Annotated in this window: 13 protein-coding genes and 1 pseudogene; 9 read left to right on the top strand and 5 right to left on the bottom strand. The window is 70.7% G+C overall.

The window, feature by feature from the left end:
• The 5 genes and pseudogenes from ACFVWY_RS24945 to ACFVWY_RS24925 form a co-directional block, all read left to right on the top strand.
• Window positions 1-1,302, top strand: a pseudogene (locus tag ACFVWY_RS24945) (hypothetical protein); the annotation flags it as partial.
• Window positions 1,303-1,312: 10 nt separating this feature from the next.
• Window positions 1,313-1,696, top strand: coding sequence for a hypothetical protein (locus tag ACFVWY_RS24940; protein ID WP_389876383.1), 384 nt, complete (start codon window positions 1,313-1,315; stop codon window positions 1,694-1,696).
• A 519-nt stretch (window positions 1,697-2,215) separates the two neighbouring features.
• Window positions 2,216-3,514 (top strand): alpha/beta hydrolase family protein, encoded by a 1,299-nt coding sequence (locus tag ACFVWY_RS24935; protein WP_389876380.1) that lies wholly within the window; start codon window positions 2,216-2,218, stop codon window positions 3,512-3,514.
• A gap of 159 nt (window positions 3,515-3,673) precedes the next feature.
• Window positions 3,674-5,917, top strand: coding sequence for an ATP-dependent RecD-like DNA helicase (locus ACFVWY_RS24930; RefSeq protein WP_389876399.1), 2,244 nt, complete (start codon window positions 3,674-3,676; stop codon window positions 5,915-5,917).
• Between the two features lie 197 nt (window positions 5,918-6,114).
• A complete protein-coding gene (locus ACFVWY_RS24925; RefSeq protein WP_389876377.1) occupies window positions 6,115-7,404 on the top strand; it encodes a citrate synthase in 1,290 nt (429 codons plus the stop codon).
• A gap of 575 nt (window positions 7,405-7,979) precedes the next feature.
• Here ACFVWY_RS24925 and ACFVWY_RS24920 read toward each other — a convergent pair.
• The 4 genes from ACFVWY_RS24920 to ACFVWY_RS24905 all read right to left on the bottom strand — a co-directional run bounded on the left by ACFVWY_RS24920 (window position 7,980) and on the right by ACFVWY_RS24905 (window position 12,949).
• Window positions 7,980-10,301, bottom strand: coding sequence for a heavy metal translocating P-type ATPase (locus tag ACFVWY_RS24920; protein ID WP_389876375.1), 2,322 nt, complete (start codon window positions 10,299-10,301; stop codon window positions 7,980-7,982).
• 151 nt (window positions 10,302-10,452) lie between these two features.
• The gene (locus ACFVWY_RS24915; protein ID WP_389876373.1) at window positions 10,453-10,764 is read right to left on the bottom strand and encodes a heavy-metal-associated domain-containing protein; all 312 of its coding nucleotides are present in this window, start codon (window positions 10,762-10,764) and stop codon (window positions 10,453-10,455) included.
• Between the two features lie 87 nt (window positions 10,765-10,851).
• The gene (locus ACFVWY_RS24910; RefSeq protein WP_389876370.1) at window positions 10,852-11,712 is read right to left on the bottom strand and encodes a PrsW family intramembrane metalloprotease; all 861 of its coding nucleotides are present in this window, start codon (window positions 11,710-11,712) and stop codon (window positions 10,852-10,854) included.
• Between the two features lie 319 nt (window positions 11,713-12,031).
• On the bottom strand, window positions 12,032-12,949 hold the full coding sequence (locus tag ACFVWY_RS24905; RefSeq protein ID WP_389876367.1) for a sugar phosphate isomerase/epimerase family protein: 918 nt from the start codon (window positions 12,947-12,949) through the stop codon (window positions 12,032-12,034).
• 187 nt (window positions 12,950-13,136) lie between these two features.
• Between ACFVWY_RS24905 and iolC the strand changes: the two genes are divergently transcribed.
• Genes iolC through ACFVWY_RS24885 form a run of 4 tightly spaced genes read left to right on the top strand, consistent with a single transcriptional unit; the run spans window position 13,137 to window position 18,577 of the window.
• Window positions 13,137-14,132 carry a 5-dehydro-2-deoxygluconokinase gene (iolC, locus tag ACFVWY_RS24900; RefSeq protein WP_389876397.1) on the top strand — a complete coding sequence of 332 codons (996 nt, stop codon included), beginning with the start codon at window positions 13,137-13,139 and terminating at the stop codon, window positions 14,130-14,132.
• Window positions 14,129-15,145: a 5-deoxy-glucuronate isomerase gene (gene iolB / locus ACFVWY_RS24895; RefSeq protein ID WP_389876364.1), complete on the top strand. Its 1,017-nt coding sequence runs from the start codon at window positions 14,129-14,131 to the stop codon at window positions 15,143-15,145. Before iolC ends, iolB begins: the two co-directional genes overlap by 4 nt.
• Window positions 15,142-17,028, top strand: a complete 1,887-nt coding sequence (gene iolD / locus ACFVWY_RS24890) for a 3D-(3,5/4)-trihydroxycyclohexane-1,2-dione acylhydrolase (decyclizing) (protein WP_389876361.1) — start codon at window positions 15,142-15,144, stop codon at window positions 17,026-17,028. Before iolB ends, iolD begins: the two co-directional genes overlap by 4 nt.
• A 49-nt stretch (window positions 17,029-17,077) precedes the next feature.
• Complete coding sequence (locus ACFVWY_RS24885) at window positions 17,078-18,577, top strand: CoA-acylating methylmalonate-semialdehyde dehydrogenase (protein WP_389876358.1); 1,500 nt, start codon at window positions 17,078-17,080, stop codon at window positions 18,575-18,577.
• A 112-nt stretch (window positions 18,578-18,689) separates the two neighbouring features.
• On the opposite strand, the gene ACFVWY_RS24880 is transcribed toward ACFVWY_RS24885, so the two are convergent.
• A complete protein-coding gene (locus ACFVWY_RS24880) occupies window positions 18,690-19,469 on the bottom strand; it encodes a VC0807 family protein (RefSeq protein ID WP_389876356.1) in 780 nt (259 codons plus the stop codon).
• Between the last annotated feature and the right edge of the window lie 261 nt (window positions 19,470-19,730).

The raw sequence follows: 19,730 nt of genomic DNA, 5'->3' as shown, positions 1-19,730 counted from the left end.
GCCAAGGGCGCGGGCGCCGGACTCTCCAAGATCGGCGACATCACCAAGGGCCTCAAGGGCATCTCCGGCATCGAGATCCCCAAACTCCCCGACGGCGCGGTCACCCTGCCCGAGGGCTCCCTCAAGCTGCCCGACGGCACCTTCCACCTCCCCGAGGGCGCGAAGATCCCCGAAGGCGGCGTCAAACTCCCCGACGGGAACATCAAGTTCCCCGACGACACCCCCGTCCTTCCCGAGAACACCACCAAACTCCCCACCCACACCGACAGCCCCGGCCAGTACTTCGACCCCGACGGCAACCTCCTCAACAAGGACGGCAACGTCGTCCAGCACGCCGCCGACGCCCCCAGGGAACCCACTCCTCACCTCGACAACGCGCACCCCGATCTCCAGGTCAAGGAACCCGCACTCGTCGGTGCCGGTACCCACACCGCGGAGAACGTGGCCCATGTCGGCGATGACGCCTTCGGCGGAACCTCCCACTCATCCGACCCTCGTCCGGGCGGCGGAGGAAGCGGACACGGCGGCGACGGACCGTCCCACCCCGGCGGCGACGGACCGCAGGAGCCGAGGCCTCCGCACCACGGAGACACCCCGGACCCCGAACGGGTGCCGGACGAGCCGAACGCGCACGGCCCGGACGAGCCGAACGCGCACGGCCCGGACGACCACCGGCCCGCGTCCGACGCGGCGGACGGACCTTCCGCTCACGATCCCGCTCACGTCCCCGGTGACGCAACCCACGCACTCGACCTCGATGACATGGGTACCCGTCGTGACTACGAAGCGCGGACCTCACCCGAGTCGACCATCGCGGTACCTCCGAAGGAGCCCGGCGATATCGTCCTGGACACCGGTGACCCCGTCTATTTCCGCGACGGCAGAACAGCCGTGGGATACGACAGCAGCACATTGATCAACTTCGATCTGGTCCAGCCGCTCCCGGGGCACCACGATGTGGTCGTGCACGGAAACAACGAGGGCTACTTCCTGCCCGGACGAGTGAACGAGGCAGGCGTGGGATTCCCTGCCCCCGCCACTCATCCGACGCATATCGCGGAGGCTATTCGGGCCAATCCGAGTTATGACGGAGGCCCCGTGCGGCTGGTGTCGTGCCACACCGGAACGGTAACGGCAGAAGCGAAGAACATTCCCGCCGGACAGGCTGTCGCCAATGAACTCGGTGTGACCGTGATGGCTCCCACCAACAAGGTCGGCGTGAACAGGAAGCTCGGCCCCAACCAGGTTCCGAAGATCTTCGATGAGGGATACTGGGAAACCTTCTATCCCAAGACCAGTTAGCAGAGGACCCATGCAGATCGCCGACTTCTTCCAGGAACTCTGGTCTCCCTCGTTCGGCACTCCGAGGGGAAGTGTGCGGGATTTCCTCGCGCCGGAAGCCTATGAGGATGCTCAGCGGATCGCGGAGTATCTCCGCGGCGGACACGAGATCTTCAGCGTCATGGGAGTCTCCGAGGACGTACTCGGAACCGGCAAGACCGTGCTCGGCGGCGACTCGATCTTCTCCGACGGGGAGTGGATCTGGCGCGGAGACCTCTGGTTCTACGTCTGGACACATCATGTGAAGCTTCCGGAGGAATTCCTCACGTACATCAGGGAGCACCACTATGTGGTCCCCCCCGAGGACGAACCCAGGATCACCGAGATCGCCCAGTACATCGACGCACGCATCTGAACCGGGCGCGCCGCATATCCTCCTGCGTCACGCAGGAGGATATGCCTCGGTGAGGGCGGGCGAGAGCGGTGCGTTATCTCCCTGTGCCATGAATTCCGAAAAGCCGGGGATAAAGGCTTCTCTGTCTGAGTGATTCCCCGCATTTCCCGCCCCTTCTTCTCCTCCTCCTCGCTGACCGGCGGTCAGATCGTGTGCCGCACGCGTCTGGTTGGCGAAGGGGTCTCCCCTCGCTATTCCGGCGTACGGGCGTTCACCGAGCCGACGCCCGCGCTGCCCGCGCCGCACGCAAGCCGGTCGCTCAGGGCTGTCCCGTCATCCCTGGTGGAATCAGCCCTGGTGTCCGACTGGTGGGCTCGGTTCCGTCGACGGGCTCGGGATTCCTGACACCGGGCTCACAGGTTTCTGACAAGTCCCGGTCAGGGTGGGCCTGTTCGTCCCCGGCGCGCGGAGCGCAGCTGCCCGGTCGTGGCCGGACCTGTGTCAACCGGAGTGACCTGGGAGTGGGAGGCTGGACCGCGCATGGCGGTGACGACGGTGGAGAAGAGAGGCGGCCGGGTGGCCGGTGCGGCGGCGCTGGCGGCGGGAGCCCTGATCGTCGCGGGTGTGGTGACGGCGCCCGCCGAGGCCGGGGCCGTCACCCCGAACACGGCCGCGGTGCCGGTGGGGCGGGCGGTCTACAGCCTCGGTGACCTGGCCTTCGAGCCGGGGGCGCCGTACGAGGGGAAGAGTGAGATCGCCGCGGTCGTGCGCTACCCCGAGGCGCCCGGGTCCTCGGGGCCAGCCCCGGGCAGGCATCCGGTGATCGTCATGCAGCACGGGCAGTGGGCCACCTGTGCGGACCGCGCCGCCCAGCGCGCGCTGACGAAGGCGCACAAGGCGCTGGAGCGGGCCGAGCAGGCGGGGGACGAGGCCGGGGCGGCCCGCCAGACGCGGATCATCGGCGAGATGGGCGACCGGCTGTGGGCCTGGCCCTGCCGGGCGGGGGTTCCCGCGCTGCCGAGCAGCTCGGGGTACGCGTACCTGGCCGAGAGCCTGGCCCGTGAAGGGTTCGTCGTGGTCTCCATGGGGGCCAACGGAATCAACGCGACCAGTGGCGGGCAGGCGGAGTCGGTCTACCAGGCGCGGGCCGGGCTCCTCAACAGGCATCTGGAGCTCTGGCGCCAACTCGACTCGGGCAAGGGTCCGTTGAAGAGGATGCTCAAGAATCCGGTGACCGGGCGGGCCGAGGGCGCCGCGTTCGCCGGCCGCCTGGACCTGGGGCGCGTGGGCACCCTCGGCCACTCCATGGGCGGGGGAGGCGTGATGCAGCAGGTCTCCGACGAGCGGCACGGCGACTGGCCCGCCGGAGTGACGGTGAAGGCGGCGCTCGGCCTCGCGCCCACCGCCACCTGGGACAACGAGCCGGTCACCAAGGTCCCGCTGGCCGTGCTGTGGGGCACGTGCGACCAGGTCAACACCGGTGAGTACGTGAAGTGGAACAAGGGGAAGAACAAGGCGCCCCTGCACGGCGTCACCCTCACCGGCGGCAACCACAACTACTTCAACACCCAGTGGTCCCCCAGCAGTGGCCAGGTGGCCGCGGTGAACGACGCGATCCCCGGCGAGCGCCGCGGACAGTGCGTCGCGCAGGACGGTACGGACCGGCGGGACCAGGGGCTCGGCGAGGCCGTCCAGCGCCGGATCACCCAGGGCTACACCGTGGCGTTCTTCCGCCGGTACCTCCTGGGCGACACCTCGGCGCAGGCCCTCCTGACCGGCCGGACGATGCTGCCCGGCGTGCCGGACGTGGTGAAGGTGGAGTACGTCACGCCGCACTGAGCCTGTTCTCCTTCTTTGAGCTCTTTGAGCTCTTTGAGCTCTTTGAGCTCCTTGAGCTCCTTGAGGCCGAAGCCGTCGCGGCTCCGCTGTGCGGGGCGCCGGGCGCCGGGCCGTTCGGGGGCTGTCAGCAGGGACCGGTACCGTCGGGATATGTCCACGATGCCGAACTTGGCCGTCCTCGAAGGTGTGCTGGAGCGCATCACGTACGCCAACGAGGAGAACGGGTACACGGTCGCCCGCGTCGATACCGGCCGCGGGGCGAACGACCTGCTGACGGTGGTCGGTTCGCTGCTCGGCGCGCAGCCGGGGGAGTCGCTGCGGATGGAGGGGCGCTGGGGATCCCACTCCCAGTACGGCAAGCAGTTCGTCGTGGAGAACTACACGACGGTCCTGCCCGCCACCATCCAGGGCATCCGCCGCTATCTCGGTTCCGGCCTGATCAAGGGCATCGGCCCCGTCATGGCCGACCGGATCACCACCCACTTCGGCGTCGACACCCTGGACGTCATCGAGCAGGAACCCACCCGCCTGATCGAAGTGCCCGGCCTCGGCCCGAAGCGGACGAAGATGATCGCAGCGGCCTGGGAGGAGCAGAAGGCGATCAAGGAGGTGATGGTCTTCCTCCAGGGCGTCGGCGTCTCCACCTCCATCGCCGTCCGTATCTACAAGAAGTACGAGGACGCCTCGATCTCCGTGGTGAAGAACCAGCCCTACCGGCTGGCCGCCGACGTCTGGGGCATCGGGTTCCTCACCGCCGACAAGATCGCCCAGGCGGTCGGCATCCCGCACGACAGCCCGGAGAGGGTCAAGGCCGGGCTGCAGTACGCGCTGTCGCAGTCCACCGACCAGGGGCACTGCTTCCTCCCCGAGGAGAGGCTGATCGCGGACGGGGTGAAGCTGCTCCAGGTGGACACCGGCCTGGTCATCGAGTGCCTCGCCGAGCTGGCCGCGGATCCGGAGGGTGTCGTACGGGAGAAGGTGCCCTCCCCGGAGGGCGGCGAGCTGGTCACGGCGATCTACCTGGTGCCGTTCCACCGCGCCGAGGTGGCCCTTGCCGCGCAGGTGGGGCGGCTGCTGCGGACGCCCGAGGAGCGGCTTTCGGCCTTCGCGGACGTGGACTGGGGCAAGGCGCTGACCTGGCTGAGGGGGCGTACGGGGGCGGAGCTGGCACCCGAGCAGGAGGCGGCGGTGCGGCTCGCGCTCAGCCGGAAGGTCGCGGTGCTGACGGGCGGGCCCGGCTGCGGGAAGTCGTTCACCGTCCGGTCGATCGTGGAGCTGGCGCGGGCCAAGAAGGCCAAGGTGGTGCTGGCCGCGCCGACCGGCCGGGCGGCCAAGCGGCTCTCCGAGCTGACCGGCGCGGAGGCGTCCACCGTGCACCGGCTGCTCGAACTGAAGCCGGGCGGCGACGCCGCCTACGACCGGGAGCGCCCGCTGGACGCCGATCTGGTCGTGGTCGACGAGGCGTCGATGCTGGACCTGCTGCTCGCCAACAAACTGCTGAAGGCGGTGGCGCCAGGCGCACACCTGCTGCTCGTCGGGGATGTCGACCAGCTGCCGTCGGTGGGGGCGGGGGAGGTGCTGCGGGATCTGCTCGCCGACGGCAGCCCCGTCCCGGCCGTCCGGCTCACCACGATCTTCCGCCAGGCCCAGCAGTCCGGCGTCGTCACCAACGCGCACCGGATCAACTCCGGGGTGCCGCCGCTCACCCAGGGCCTCAACGACTTCTTCCTCTTCGTGGAGGACGAGACGGAGGACGCGGGCAAACTCGCGGTGGATGTCGCGGCCCGGCGGATCCCCGCCAAGTTCGGCCTCGACGCGCGGCGCGACGTACAGGTCCTCGCCCCGATGCACCGGGGCCCGGCAGGCGCCGGGGTGCTCAACGGGCTCCTCCAGCAGGCCGTCACCCCGGGCCGCCCGGACGTTCCGGAGAAGCGGTTCGGCGGCCGGGTCTTCCGGGTCGGCGACAAGGTCACCCAGATCCGCAACAACTACGACAAGGGGGAGAACGGCGTCTTCAACGGGACGGTCGGCGTCGTCACCGCCCTTGACCTGGATGAACAGAAGCTGACCGTGCTCACCGACGAGGACGAGGAGATCGGCTACGACTTCGACGAGCTGGACGAGCTGGCGCACGCGTACGCCATGACGATCCACCGCTCCCAGGGCAGCGAGTACCCGGCCGTCGTCATCCCCGTCACCAAGAGTGCGTGGATGATGCTCCAGCGCAACCTCCTCTACACCGCCGTCACGCGGGCCAAGAAGCTTGTCGTGCTGGTCGGTTCGCGCCAGGCGATCGGCCAGGCGGTCCGTACGGTTTCCGCAGGCAGGCGCTGTACGGCGTTGGATTACCGGCTGTCGGGGCGCTTCGGCGGAGGATCGCCGGAGGAACCGGAGGAAAAATGATCGATCAAATCGGTGGGAAACATCACGCAGCCCTTCCGGAACCGGAACCGAGGGGGCAGGATGAGTAGGCTCGCGGCACTCAGTGCCGCGAGTAGGTCCAATGGACGACCCCGAGTGCACTCTCCTGCGCCAAATGGGGGAGGGTGGAGACAGTCAGGGAACCTCGAAGAAGAGGCACTACGTCGGTGAGGGATGACGTGAGCGACAACTCTGTAGTACTGCGGTACGGCGACGGCGAATACACCTACCCGGTGATCGACAGCACCGTCGGCGACAAGGGCTTCGATATCGGGAAGCTCCGGGCCAATACCGGTCTGGTGACACTGGACAGCGGATACGGCAACACCGCAGCCTATAAATCCGCCATCACCTACCTCGATGGTGAGCAGGGCATCCTCCGCTACCGCGGCTACCCCATCGAGCAGCTCGCCGAGCACTCGACGTTCCTGGAGGTCGCGTACACGCTCATCAACGGCGAGCTTCCCAAGGTCGACGAGCTGGCGACCTTCAAGAACGAGATCACCCAGCACACCCTGCTGCACGAAGACGTCAAGCGCTTCTTCGACGGCTTCCCGCGCGACGCCCACCCGATGGCCATGCTGTCCTCGGTCGTCAGCGCGCTGTCCACGTTCTACCAGGACAGCCACAACCCGTTCGACGAGGAGCAGCGCCACCTCTCGACGATCCGGCTGCTCGCCAAGCTGCCGACGATCGCGGCGTACGCCTACAAGAAGTCGATCGGCCACCCCTTCGTCTACCCGCGCAACGACCTCGGGTACGTCGAGAACTTCCTGCGCATGACCTTCTCGGTCCCGGCCCAGGAGTACGAGCTGGACCCGGTCGTCGTCTCCGCGCTCGACAAGCTGCTCATCCTGCACGCGGACCACGAGCAGAACTGTTCGACCTCCACCGTGCGTCTGGTCGGCTCCTCGCAGGCGAACATGTTCGCCTCGATCTCCGCCGGCATCTCGGCGCTCTGGGGCCCCCTGCACGGTGGCGCCAACCAGTCGGTTCTGGAGATGCTGGAAGGCATCCAGGCCAATGGCGGCGATGTCGACTCCTTCATCCGCAAGGTGAAGAACAAGGAGGACGGCGTCCGGCTGATGGGCTTCGGCCACCGCGTCTACAAGTCCTTCGACCCGCGCGCCAAGATCATCAAGGCCGCCGCCCACGACGTGCTGTCCGCGCTCGGCAAGTCCGACGAGCTGCTCGACATCGCGCTGAAGCTGGAAGAGCACGCGCTGAGCGACGAGTACTTCATCGCGCGCAACCTCTACCCGAACGTGGACTTCTACACCGGTCTGATCTACCGGGCCATGGGCTTCCCGACGGAGATGTTCACCGTGCTCTTCGCGCTCGGCCGCCTTCCCGGCTGGATCGCCCAGTGGCACGAGATGATCAAGGAGCCGGGTTCCCGCATCGGCCGCCCGCGCCAGATCTACACCGGTGAGGTCCTGCGCGACTTCGTTCCGGTCGAGGGTCGCTGAACCGCCTGACACCCCCCGCACGGCCCCGGTCACCGAGGCCGGTCGAACTTCGCCCCGCGTACCGCGCTTTCGCACAGAGCGCGGTGTCCGGGGCGATTGTGCGTGCCCGCCCCGCGCGCCGTGATGCGGGCCCGGCGCCGTGGGCGAGGTGGGCCTGCCGCCTCGTGTGACGTGCGGGACGCGAACAGAGAGAAGCGCCTCGCCGTCGATCCCCCCACGGGCCGACAGCGAGGCGCTTCCCGTGTCCCGGAGCGGATTCCCCCCACGGGATCCGGCCGGGCGTCTGTGGGAGCCGCAGCTCCTGAGCGCCGCGCAGCTGCTGTGAGCTGCGCTTCTTCTGTTGTGGTCGAGCTGCGTCCTGCCGCGGTCGTGCTGCGATCTGCCGGGGTACGTACCGTGCGGGAGGGCCGCTCAAAGCTCCCCGGTGCACGTGCCCCGGCCAACGCTTGCCCGGAGCGTCCCCCAAGACGCTCCGCGGACGTCCCCCAAGACATCCTTGGCATCGCACTCTTAGACTCACGAGCCCGCCGGATGGTTACCTAGAAATCCATGTGATCTAGATCTCTTTGTGGAAATTACGTGAAGGCGCGCAACCGTAGGCTGTTCGTCACGACGAAGACCGATGAGAAGGCCATCGCCGCTCCCGCAATCATAGGGTTGAGCAGGCCAAATGCCGCAAGGGGTAGGGCGGCGATGTTATAGCCGAAGGCCCAGAAGAGGTTGCCCCTGATGGTGGCCAGGGTGCGCCTGGACAGGCGGATCGCGTCGGCGGCCACCTTGAGATCTCCACGAACCAGCGTGAGATCGCTCGCCTCGATCGCGGCGTCCGTGCCCGTCCCCATCGCGAGGCCCAGGTCGGCGGTGGCGAGGGCGGCGGCGTCGTTGACCCCGTCCCCGACCATGGCGACCGAACGGCCCTCGGCCTGAAGGCGCTCGATGACGTGCACCTTCTCCTCGGGCAGCACCTCGGCGTGCACCTCGTCGACCCCGACGGCGTGGGCCACGGTTTCGGCGGCGGCGCGGTTGTCGCCGGTCAGCAGGACGGGGCGGAGGCCGAGCGCGCGCAGCTCGGCGATGGCCTCGGCGCTGGTGTCCTTGACCTTGTCGGCGACCTCCAGCACCGCCCGCGCCTCACCGTCCCAGGCGACCAGGACCGCGGTGCGCCCCTGGGCCGCCGCGTCGGTGACCGCCCGGGACAGGGCCTCGGGGGTGCCGATCCCCGCGTCGGCCAGGAGCCGCGGGCGGCCGACGAGGACGCGGTGCCCGTCCACGGTGCCGCGTACGCCGAGTCCGGGGACGTTGGTGAAGTCCTCGGGGGTGGGGAGGGTGGTGCCGGTGCGGTCGGTGGCTCCGGTGGCGACGGCCTGGGCGATGGGGTGTTCGGAGGAGTGTTCCAGGGCTCCGGCGAGGCGGAGGACCTCGTTCTCGGTGGTGGTGGCGGTGGTGTGGACGTCGAGGAGGGTCATGCGGCCGGTGGTGACGGTGCCGGTCTTGTCGAGGACGATGGTGTCGACGCGGCGGGTGGTCTCCAGGACTTCCGGTCCCTTGATGAGGATGCCGAGCTGGGCGCCGCGTCCGGTGCCGACCATGAGGGCGGTCGGGGTGGCGAGGCCCAGGGCGCAGGGGCAGGCGATGATCAGTACGGCCACGGCGGCCGTGAACGCGGCCGTCACGTCGTCCGTGGCCAGCAGCCACACCACCAGGGTGACCAGCGCGATCACCAGCACCGCGGGGACGAAGACGGCGGAGATCCGGTCGGCGAGCCGCTGTACCTCGGCCTTGCCGCTCTGGGCGTCCTCGACGAGCTTCGCCATCCGGGCGAGCTGGGTGTCGGCGCCGACCCGGGTGGCCTCGACGACCAGCCGGCCGGAGGTGTTCACGGTGGCTCCGGTGACGTCGTCCCCGGCGCTGACCTCCACGGGCACGGACTCGCCGGTCAGCATCGAGGCGTCCACGGCCGAGGCGCCCTCGACGACGGTGCCGTCCGTGGCGATCTTCTCGCCGGGGCGGACCACGAAGCGGTCGCCCACGGCGAGCCGGGCGACCGGGACGCGTACCTCCGTGCCGCCCCTGAGGACGGACACCTCCTTCGCGCCCAGGTGCAGGAGCGCCCGCAGTGCGGAACCGGCCTTCCGCTTGGACCGGGCCTCCAGGTAGCGGCCCAGCAGGATGAAGGTGATGACCCCGGCCGCGACCTCCAGGTAGAGGGTGGACGTGTCCCCGGCGTGCCGGACGGTGAAGTCGAAACCGTGCCGCATTCCGGGCATGCCCGCGTCACCGAAGAAGAGGGCCCACAGCGACCAGCCGAAGGCGGCCAGCGTGCCGATCGAGACCAGGGTGTCCATGGTGGCCGCGCCGTGCCGGAGACCGGCCCAGGTCGCGCGGTGGAAGGGCAGCCCGCCCCAGACGACCACGGGGGCGGCGAGAGTGAGGGAGAGCCACTGCCAGTTGTCGAACTGGAAGGGCGGGACCATCGCGAGCAGGATGACGGGCGCGGAGAGCACGGCCGAGACGATCAGACGCTGGCGCAGCGCCCCGGACGCGCCGTCGTCGGTCCCGGCGCCGTCGGTCCCGGTGTCCTGGGCGTCCCTGGCTCCGGTGTCCTGGGCATCCGCGCCGGTCCTGGCCGTGGGCGGCGGCTCCGGGGCCCGTACCGGCTCCGCGGTGTAGCCGGTCTTCTCGACGGTGGCGATCAGGTCCTGTACGGAGAGGTCCTCGCCCCGGTAGCTGACCTTGGCCTTCTCGGTGGCGTAGTTGACGGTGGCGGTGACGCCGTCCATCCGGTTGAGCTTCTTCTCGATACGGGCCGCGCAGGAGGCGCAGGTCATCCCGCCGATCGCGAGTTCAGCGGTCGAGTCCGCCGCGGTGCGGGTCTCGGTCTCCGTCGTGCTGTGCATGTCCGAAACTCCTGAAATGCCGACCGGGCCGTGCCCTACCAGTATCTGCTGGCAGGTCCGGCCCGGCTGCGGAGGGGCGTCGCGGACGCATACCGGAGCGGCGGTGTTCAGGTTCCGCCGCGGCGGTACGCGGATGTGGCGGCGAAGGTGCTCAGGCGAGGCCGACGAGCTCGTAACCGGCCTCGTCGACCGCGGCGCGCACCGCGTCCTCGGCCAGCGGGGCCGCGGAGACGACGGTCACCTGACCCGTGGAGGCCACGGCCTTCACCGAGGTGACACCCTCGATACCGGAGATCTCCTCGGAGATGGCACCCTCGCAGTGGCCGCAGGTCATGCCGGACACCTGGTACACGGTGGTCACCCCGCCCGACTGCTGCGCGGCGGCGTCAGCGCCGCTGTGGCAGGAACCCTCGGGCGTGCAGCAGGAGCTGGTGGCCTGGGGAAGCTGGGTCTCGGCGGTCATGGTCTTCTCCTCTTCGGCGGGCAGGAAGGTGTACGTCGCCGGAGCTCCGGGAGCCCGGTGCGGTCCGACGTGTTCCACTGTATACCCCTAGGGGGTATGAATGCGAGTGTCCTGCCGCGGATGCGTTCCGGGGCCGCGCGCGCCGTGCGCCAGCGACCGCAGCCAGGCCAGCGCGATCAGGGTGATCGCCACGATCCCGCCCACCGAGAAGAGGATGAACAGGTGCTGCTGTTCGGTGGTGGGGGCCGGGAGGTAGCCCTGCGCGAACAGCTCGCGGCTCGGGTACGTGTCGGTGACCCTGAGGACCAGCCAGAGCGCGATGCCGTGCATCGAGTCCCAGAGAGCGTGCAGCACCGAGACGCCGAGGTAGGCGCCGATCACCGGCGCGGCGAGGCGGAACCGCCCGTTCGGCCTTCGGTAGGAGAGCAGCACGCCACCGGCGATCGCGGTCCAGAGCCCGTGCCCGAAGGGCGCCAGCACCCCGCGCAGCACCTCGGTCTCCAGCAGGGCCCGCAGGTCGATGCCCCGCATCGTGACGGCGGCGTTGAAGGCGTACCCCGCGCTCTCGAAGGCGGCGAAGCCGAACCCCACCGCCGCGCCGAGCACCAGCCCGGCCCGCATGCCGCGTACCTCTCGGTGGTGGCGGATGACGAACATCAGGGCCAGGAGCTTCACCGCCTCCTCGATCAGGCCGACCCCCAGGAAGATCCAGACCGAGGGGTGCAGCAGGTAGGACTCCATGACCGAGGCGCCGAGCACGCCCAGGATGCCGCCGGTCAGGGAGCAGCCGAGGATCAGCGGGGCACCCAGGTCGCGGCCGTGCCGCTCGTACGCCCACAGGACGAAGACGGCCGGAACCAGGAAGCTGCCGAGCAGGATGAGCGTCGGCAGCAGATTGGTGTTCTGGGTGGTGTACGTGACGATCGCGGTCAGCAGCCAGAGGATCACGCCGCCCCACAGGCACCGCTTCCACAGGCCGCGGCGCGGCTGCGGCGGCGCGGGCGGGCCCCGGTGGCCGGCGGAGGGTGCGGGCGGTGGCTGCCGGCCGGGTGTCCCCGCGGACGGCTGTTGCCAGCCGGGCGCTCCCGCGGGCGGTTTTTGCCAGCCGGGTGCTCCCGCCGGTGGCGGGCGGCCGGGGTCGCTGGGCCAGTTCACTCGGACTCCCTCGGGCTCCCTCGGCGGAGGCGATTTACGCGTATCCCCCGATTTGTCCGCATCCTATGGCGCGGGGTGCGTCGGGGCACCCGGAGAGAGGGGGAGGGAGGGCTCAGGGGCGGCCGCCGCAGGAGCGCAGGAACTCCCGGGTGCGGCGGGCGATGGGGAAGGGCCTGTCGGGCGGGCAGGGGTACATGTCCTGCTCGACGATGGCGAAGAGGTCGACGTCCAGCCGCCGGGCGGCGGCCAGCACCGGCTCCAGCGCGGGCACCCCTCCCGGCGGTTCGCACATCACGCCGCGCGCCACGGCCGGTCCGAACGGCACCCCGTCCGCCACCACCCCGGCCAGGACCTCCGGGTCGACCTGCTTGAGGTGGAGGTAGCCGATCCGTTCGCCGTAGGTCTCGATCAGCTTCACGCTGTCGCCGCCGCAGTAGGCGTAGTGCCCGGTGTCCAGGCAGAGCGAGACCAGGCCGGGGTCGGTGGCGTCGAGGAAGCGGGCGACGTTCTCCTCGGTGTCGATGTGGGTGTCGGCGTGCGGATGGACGACGGCGCGCAGCCCGAAGCGGTCCCGCACCTCGCGGGCCAGCCGCTCCGTCTGTGCGGTGAGATCGCGCCACTGGCCGGCGGTGAGGTCGCGGTCCTCCAGCGTCTCGCCCGTCCGGTCGTCGCGCCAGAACGCGGGGATGACGACCAGGTGCCCGGCGCCCATCGCCCGGGTGAGTGCCGCGACCCTGGCGACATGCGCCCAGGTCCGGTCCCAGACGCCCGGTCCGTGGTGCAATCCGGTGAAAACCGTCCCGGCCGAGACCGCGAGCCCGCGTCGGCCGGTCTCCTCGGCGAGGCGGGCCGGATCGTTCGGGAGGTAGCCGTACGGGCCCAGCTCGATCCACTCGTAACCCGCCGCGGAGACCTCGTCGAGGAAGCGCTGCCAGGGCACCTGGTGCGGATCGTCGGCGAACCAGACCCCCCACGAGTCGGGAGCCGAACCGATGCGGATACGGGACGCCGCCGCTGCCGAGGAGGTCATGCGGTCCAGGGTTACGGGCGGGTGAGCAGGTGTCAATCATTAGTCCGTATGTCCGGACAAAGCATTGACAGGGCTTCAGGAGGGCGGCTAGATCTTGGGGCGGTCGCCCCGGGTCCGGGCCGGATGGACGGTGCCGGAGGGGCGGTGTCGGGCGGGCGGTGTCGGAGGGACGGTGTCGGGGATGGATGTGCCGGAGCGGTACGACGTCATCACCATGGGCCGTATCGGTGTGGATCTCTACCCGCTGCAGAGCGGTCTGCCCCTGTCCCGGGTCGACACCTTCGGGAAGTTCCTCGGTGGCTCACCGTCCAACGTCGCCGTCGCGGCGGCCCGGCTCGGACGGCGGACGGCGGTGGTGACGCGTACCGGCCAGGACCCCTTCGGGACGTATCTCCGCGAGCAGTTGCGGGAGTTCGGGGTAGACGACCGGTGGGTGTCGCCGGTCGACGCGTACCCGACGCCGGTGACGTTCTGCGAACTCTTCCCGCCCGACGACTTCCCGCTCTACTTCTACCGGCAGCCCAAGGCCCCCGACCTGGAGATCCGTGCCTCCGAACTGGACCTGGACGCGATCCGGGCCGCCCGGGTCTTCTGGATGACCGGCACCGGCCTGTGCGCCGAACCGAGCCGCTCCGCCACCCTCGCCGCCCTGAGCGCCCGCGACCGCTCCGGCGTCACCGTCTTCGACCTGGACTGGCGCCCGATGTTCTGGGGCCCCGCCCGGGGTGCGGACCCCGCGGCCCTCTACCGCCGGGCCCTCGCCCTGGCCACCGTCGCGGTGGGCAACCTCGACGAGTGCGAGATCGCGACCGGCGAGCGCGACCCGTGCGCGACGGCCCGTGCCCTGCTCGACGCGGGCGCCGAACTGGCCGTCGTCAAACAGGGCCCCGAGGGCGTGCTCGCCGTCCACCGCGACGGCACGACCGTCCGGGTGCCGCCGCTGCCGGTCGACGTGGTCAACGGGCTCGGCGCGGGTGACGCCTTCGGCGGGGCGCTCTGCCACGGCCTCCTCGCGGGCTGGCCCATCGAACGCGTCATGCGGTACGCGAACGCGGCGGGCGCCCTCGTCGCCTCCCGGCTCGCCTGCTCGTCCGCGATGCCGTTCCCGTCCGAGATCGAGGCGGCGCTCGGCGAGCACGAGGAGAGGGCGCGCCGGAAGAGGGAGAGGAAGGCCGGAGCATGACAACGGATGGCGGCACCCGCGGCACCCGCCGCAGCCACGAAACCGACCGCACCCGCGACACCCACCACAACCACGGCACCCGCGACACCCACCACAACCACGACGTCAGCGACGCCCGCGACACCCACCACAACCACGACGTCAGCGACGCCCGTCACCATCTGCGCGCCGGGAGCACGGCGCACGGCGATCACACCCTCGACATCGGCCCCGAGCGGGCCGGCTGGGACCGCTCCGCCCTGCGCGTGCTGGAACTGGGCCCCGGCGGCGTCCACGCGTTCGACGCCGGGGACAGCGAGTGGATCGTGTTGCCGCTGACAGGTGGCTGTACGGTGCGTACGTCAGGTGAGATCTTTGAACTGCTGGGCCGGGAAAGCGTGTTCAGCGGCGTGTCCGACTTCGCCTATGTACCGCGTGACGCCCATGCACAGATCGCCTCCGGCGCCGGAGGCCGCTTCGCCCTGGCAGGAGCGAAGTGCGAGCGACGACTCCCCGCTCGCTACGGTCCCGCGCCGGAGGTTCCCGTCGAACTGCGCGGCTCCGGGAACTGCTCCCGGCAGGTCAACAACTTCGCTGCCGCCGACACGTTCGCGTGCGACCGGCTGATCGCCGTGGAAGTGCTCACCCCCGGCGGCAACTGGTCGTCCTACCCGCCGCACAAGCACGACGAGCACCGGCCCGGCGCCGAATGCGTACTGGAGGAGATCTACTACTTCGAGGTCGAGCACGACGGCCTGGGCTACCACCGGGTCTCGCCCTCCCGCGCCGGCGGCACGGACGTGCTCGCCGAGGTCCGCAGCGGCGACGCGATCCTGATCCCGGACGGCTGGCACGGCCCCTCCATCGCCTCCCCGGGCCGCACCCTCTACTACCTCAACGTGATGGCGGGGCCGGGGGAGCAGCGGGAGTGGCTGATCACCGACCATCCGGACCACGGCTGGATCCGCGGCACCTGGCCCCAGCAGCCGGTGGACCCCCGGCTTCCCCTCTACGGGGCAGAGGCGCGCCCATGAACACACGCACCCGCAGGCTGACCACCGCCCAGGCCCTGGTGGCCTTCCTGGCCCGTCAGTACACCGAGCGCGACGGGCGGCGCAGCCGCCTGATCGCCGCCACCTGGGGCATCTTCGGCCACGGCAACGTCGCCGGGATCGGCCAGGCGCTCGTCGAGTCCGCTGCCGCGATGCCCTACCTCCAGGGCCGCAACGAACAGGCCATGGTGCACGCCGCGGTCGGCTACGCCCGCCAGTCGGGGCGGCTGTCCACCCACGCCGTCACCACCTCGATCGGCCCCGGCGCGACCAACCTCGTCACCGGCGCCGCCCTCGCCACCGTCAACCACCTGCCCGTCCTCCTCCTGCCCGGCGACACCTTCGCCACCCGGCCCGCGGATCCGGTGCTCCAGCAGCTCGAAGTCCCCGCCGCGGGCGACGTCACCGTCAACGACTGCCTGCGCCCCGTCTCCCGCTACTTCGACCGGATCACCCGCCCCGAGGCCCTGGTCCCGGCCGCCCTCCAGGCCGTACGGACCCTCACCGACCCGGCCGGGACCGGCGCCGTCACCCTCGCCCTGCCACAGGACGTGCAGGCCCAGGCGTACGACTGGCCGGAGGAGTTCTTCGCCGAACGCGTCTGGTACGTACGCCGCCCGGCCCCCGACCCGTACGAACTCGACCGCGCGGTACGGGCGGTGCGCGCCGCCCGCAGGCCGCTGCTCGTGGCGGGCGGCGGCGTCCACCACAGCGCCGCCGAGGAGGCCCTGGCGGCCCTCGCCGACGCCACCGGCATCCCCGTCGCCACCACCCAGGCGGGCAAGGGGGCGCTGCGCCACGACCACCCCGCCGAGGTCGGCGGCATCGGCCACACCGGCACCGCGACCGCCGACGCCCTGGCCCGCACCGCCGACCTGGTCATCGGCGTCGGCACCCGCTACTCCGACTTCACCACCGCCTCCGCCACCCTCTTCGCGCACCCGGACGTCCGCTTCCTCAACCTCAGCATCACCGGCTTCGACGCCCACAAGCTCGGCGCCCTCCCGCTGGTCGCCGACGCCCGCACCGCCCTCGAAGCCCTCACCGCGGCCCTCGCCCCCACCGGCCACCGCGTCGCCCCCGCCTACGTACGTGAGTACACGGAGGCCAAGGCGGCGTGGGAGCGGTGCGTCACCGCCGCGTTCGACGCCCCCGACCCGGCCGCCCGCCCCACCCAGGCCCAGGTCATCGGCGCCCTCGACGGCCTGGTCACCGACGACGACATCCTCATCAACGCGGCCGGATCGCTCCCCGGCGACCTGCACAGACTGTGGCGGGCCCGCTCCCCGCACCAGTACCACGTGGAGTACGGCTACTCCTGCATGGGCTACGAGATCCCGGCCGCGATCGGCGTCCGGCTGGCCGCCCCCGACCGCCCCGTCTGGGCGCTGGTGGGCGACGGAACGTACCTCATGAACCCCACCGAGATCGTCACCGCCGTGCAGCTCGGACTCCCGGTCAAACTGGTCGTCCTCCAGAACCACGGCTACGCCTCCATCGGAGGACTGTCCGCGCAGGTCGGCGCCGAACGCCTGGGCACCGCCTACCGGCTGCGGGCCCCCGACGGCACGTTCACCGGGCCGCCACTGCCCGTCGATCTCGCGGCCAACGCCGCTTCCCTCGGGATGCGGGTGCTGCGCGCCGAAACCGTGCGTGACCTGCGCGAAGCCCTGGCCGAGGCCCGTTCGTCGGACCGTCCCACTTGTGTCTACGTCGAGACCGAAACGGCAGACACTCTGTCGGGCCCCCCTCCGGCACAGGCGTGGTGGGATGTTCCCGTAGCAGAGACGGCCACCCGGCCGTCGGCCCTGAAAGCCCGGGAAGAGTACGACCGCCACGTCGCCGACCGTCGCCACCACCTCTGAAGACGCCATTGAAGACGCCGCTGAAGACGTCACTGAAGGAGTTCCTGTCATGAAGACCGTCAACCACTGGATCGGTGGCAAGACCGTCGAGGGCGCGTCGGGCAACTACGGCCCGGTCACCGACCCGGCCACCGGAGAGGTCACCACCCAGGTCGCGCTGGCCTCCCTCGACGAGGTCGACGCCGCGGTCGCCTCCGCCAAGGCCGCCTACGCCACCTGGGGCACGTCCTCGCTGTCCGCCCGTACGGCGGTCCTCTTCCGCTACCGCGCGCTGCTGGACGCCCACCGTGACGAGATCGCCGCGCTGATCACCGCCGAGCACGGCAAGGTGCACTCCGACGCGCTGGGCGAGGTCGCCCGCGGTCTGGAGATCGTCGAACTGGCCTGCGGCATCACCACCCAGCTCAAGGGCGAGCTGTCCACCCAGGTGTCCAGCCGGGTCGACGTCTCCTCGATCCGCCAGTCGCTCGGCGTCGTCGTGGGCATCACCCCGTTCAACTTCCCGGCCATGGTGCCGATGTGGATGTTCCCGCTCGCCGTCGCCTGCGGCAACACCTTCGTCCTCAAGCCCAGCGAGAAGGACCCGTCGGCCGCCAACCTGCTGGCCGAGCTGGCCTCCGAGGCCGGTCTGCCCGACGGCGTGCTGAACGTCCTGCACGGTGACAAGGTCGCCGTCGACGGGCTCCTCGCCCACCCCGACGTGGCCGCGGTCTCCTTCGTCGGTTCCACCCCGATCGCCCGCCACATCCACCAGGTCGCCACCGCCAACGGCAAGCGCGTCCAGGCGCTCGGCGGCGCGAAGAACCACATGCTGGTGCTGCCGGACGCGGACCTCGACGCCGCCGCCGACGCCGCCGTCTCCGCCGCGTACGGCTCCGCCGGTGAGCGCTGCATGGCGATCTCCGCGGTCGTCGCGGTCGGCGCCGTCGGCGACGAGCTCGTCGCGAAGATCAAGGAGCGCGCCGAGAAGATCAAGATCGGCCCCGGCAACGACGCCACGTCCGAGATGGGCCCGCTGATCACCGCCGTCCACCGCGACAAGGTGGCCTCCTACGTCACGGGCGCCGCGGCCCAGGGCGCCGACGTCGTCCTGGACGGCACCGGCTACACCGTCGAGGGCTTCGAGAAGGGCCACTGGATCGGGCTCTCCCTCCTCGACAACGTGTCCACCGACTCGGACGCGTACAAGGACGAGATCTTCGGCCCGGTCCTGTGCGTGCTGCGCGTCGACACGTACGAGGAGGGCGTCGCCCTCATGAACGCCTCGCCGTTCGGCAACGGCACCGCGATCTTCACCCGTGACGGCGGCGCCGCCCGCCGCTTCCAGATGGAGATCGAGGCCGGCATGGTCGGCGTCAACGTGCCGATCCCGGTGCCGGTGGGCTACCACTCCTTCGGTGGCTGGAAGGACTCCCTCTTCGGGGACCACCACATCTACGGCAACGACGGCGTGCACTTCTACACCCGTGGCAAGGTCGTCACCACCCGCTGGCCGGACCCGGCCGACGCCCCGGCCGGTGTGGACCTGGGCTTCCCCCGCAACCACTGACCGACGCACCAGGGGCCGCTCCCTGCCGGGAGCGGCCCCTGGTGTCACCCGAAAGGGCCGGAGGAGAGCCAGCCCCGCTCTCCTCCGGCCCTTTTCTCCTGCCCTGCACCGGTCAGCGCCCGGAGTCGGCCTCCTCGGTGATCATGTGCTCCATCGGGACCGCGCCCACCCGGCCCGACACCAGGAACGCGCCCACCAGCGTCACCACCATGATCACCGTGCCGAGCCACACCATCGTCTCCACCGGCAGCGTGTACGCGCCCACCGCCCGCACCACGCACTCGCCCAGCAGCGCCGCACCCCACACCACCGAGAACCGGTTCTCCGCCCGCCGGAAGGCCGCCGAAGCCGCCGCCGAACCACCCGCGAGCCGCTGCCAGGCGGCGTCCCTGGCCGGGGCGCCCTTCACCAGCCAGGGACGCACCCCGGCGGTCATCATCGGCTGGCCCTTCAGCGCCGTCACCAGGATGACGAGCCCGATGAGGCTGCTCACCCCGCTGTCCTTGGCGAGCATCAGCCGCGGGTCGCCGGTCAGCAGACTGGTCACCAGGCTCACCGCGTTGACCGTCACGATCAGCGCCGCCAGCCCGTTGAGCCGCCGCTCGCGCAGCACGCCCCACGCGGTGCGCACGGCGGGCAGCGCACTGCTCCAGGCCAGCGCGGCGAACAGGCTCAGCCCCGCCGCCCTCAGCACGTAGTACGAGGCGAGCGGTACGCCGACATCGACGAGCAGCGGAAGCAGACCGTTCAGTACCGCCCGGCCCCGCGAGGGCGCGGCGGCGCCGGGCCCGTCCGCGAGGGGCGCGTCCGTGAGGGGCGCGTCCGTGACGACGGCCGGGGCTTTCACGAAGGCGGGGGAGGGGGCGGTGAGGGTGGCGGCCGGGCTGCTCATGAGGGGTCCTCCTCTGTAGCGGCGGGCTCCTCGGCGGCCCCGCTCTCGATACGTACAGACTGGCCTTTGGGCCCCGGCGCCCGGCAGAGCCGCGTGTACCGGACTCCGTATGACGAATGTCAGGCCCCGCGCATGACGGCCCCGCGCATGACTGCGCATGACGGCTCTGCGCATGACGGCCCCACGCGTGACTGCGCATAACGGTCCTGCGCGCGACGGTGTACCGGGGTAAACCGTTCGCCGCGCCCGGAGGCCCGGTGT

The organism is Streptomyces sp. NPDC058195 (assembly GCF_042883525.1).
Lineage (GTDB): Bacteria > Actinomycetota > Actinomycetes > Streptomycetales > Streptomycetaceae > Streptomyces.
This window is presented reverse-complemented; position numbering and strand designations above follow the sequence as displayed.

Coding starts and splice junctions, on each gene's coding strand:
- iolD (WP_389876361.1), top strand. CDS start 15,142: ATGAACACACGCACCCGCAGGCTGACCACCGCCCAGGCCCTGGTGGCC.
- ACFVWY_RS24930 (WP_389876399.1), top strand. CDS start 3,674: ATGCCGAACTTGGCCGTCCTCGAAGGTGTGCTGGAGCGCATCACGTAC.
- ACFVWY_RS24885 (WP_389876358.1), top strand. CDS start 17,078: ATGAAGACCGTCAACCACTGGATCGGTGGCAAGACCGTCGAGGGCGCG.
- iolB (WP_389876364.1), top strand. CDS start 14,129: ATGACAACGGATGGCGGCACCCGCGGCACCCGCCGCAGCCACGAAACC.
- ACFVWY_RS24880 (WP_389876356.1), bottom strand. CDS start 19,469: ATGAGCAGCCCGGCCGCCACCCTCACCGCCCCCTCCCCCGCCTTCGTG.
- ACFVWY_RS24915 (WP_389876373.1), bottom strand. CDS start 10,764: ATGACCGCCGAGACCCAGCTTCCCCAGGCCACCAGCTCCTGCTGCACG.
- ACFVWY_RS24940 (WP_389876383.1), top strand. CDS start 1,313: ATGCAGATCGCCGACTTCTTCCAGGAACTCTGGTCTCCCTCGTTCGGC.
- ACFVWY_RS24920 (WP_389876375.1), bottom strand. CDS start 10,301: ATGCACAGCACGACGGAGACCGAGACCCGCACCGCGGCGGACTCGACC.
- ACFVWY_RS24935 (WP_389876380.1), top strand. CDS start 2,216: ATGGCGGTGACGACGGTGGAGAAGAGAGGCGGCCGGGTGGCCGGTGCG.
- ACFVWY_RS24905 (WP_389876367.1), bottom strand. CDS start 12,949: ATGACCTCCTCGGCAGCGGCGGCGTCCCGTATCCGCATCGGTTCGGCT.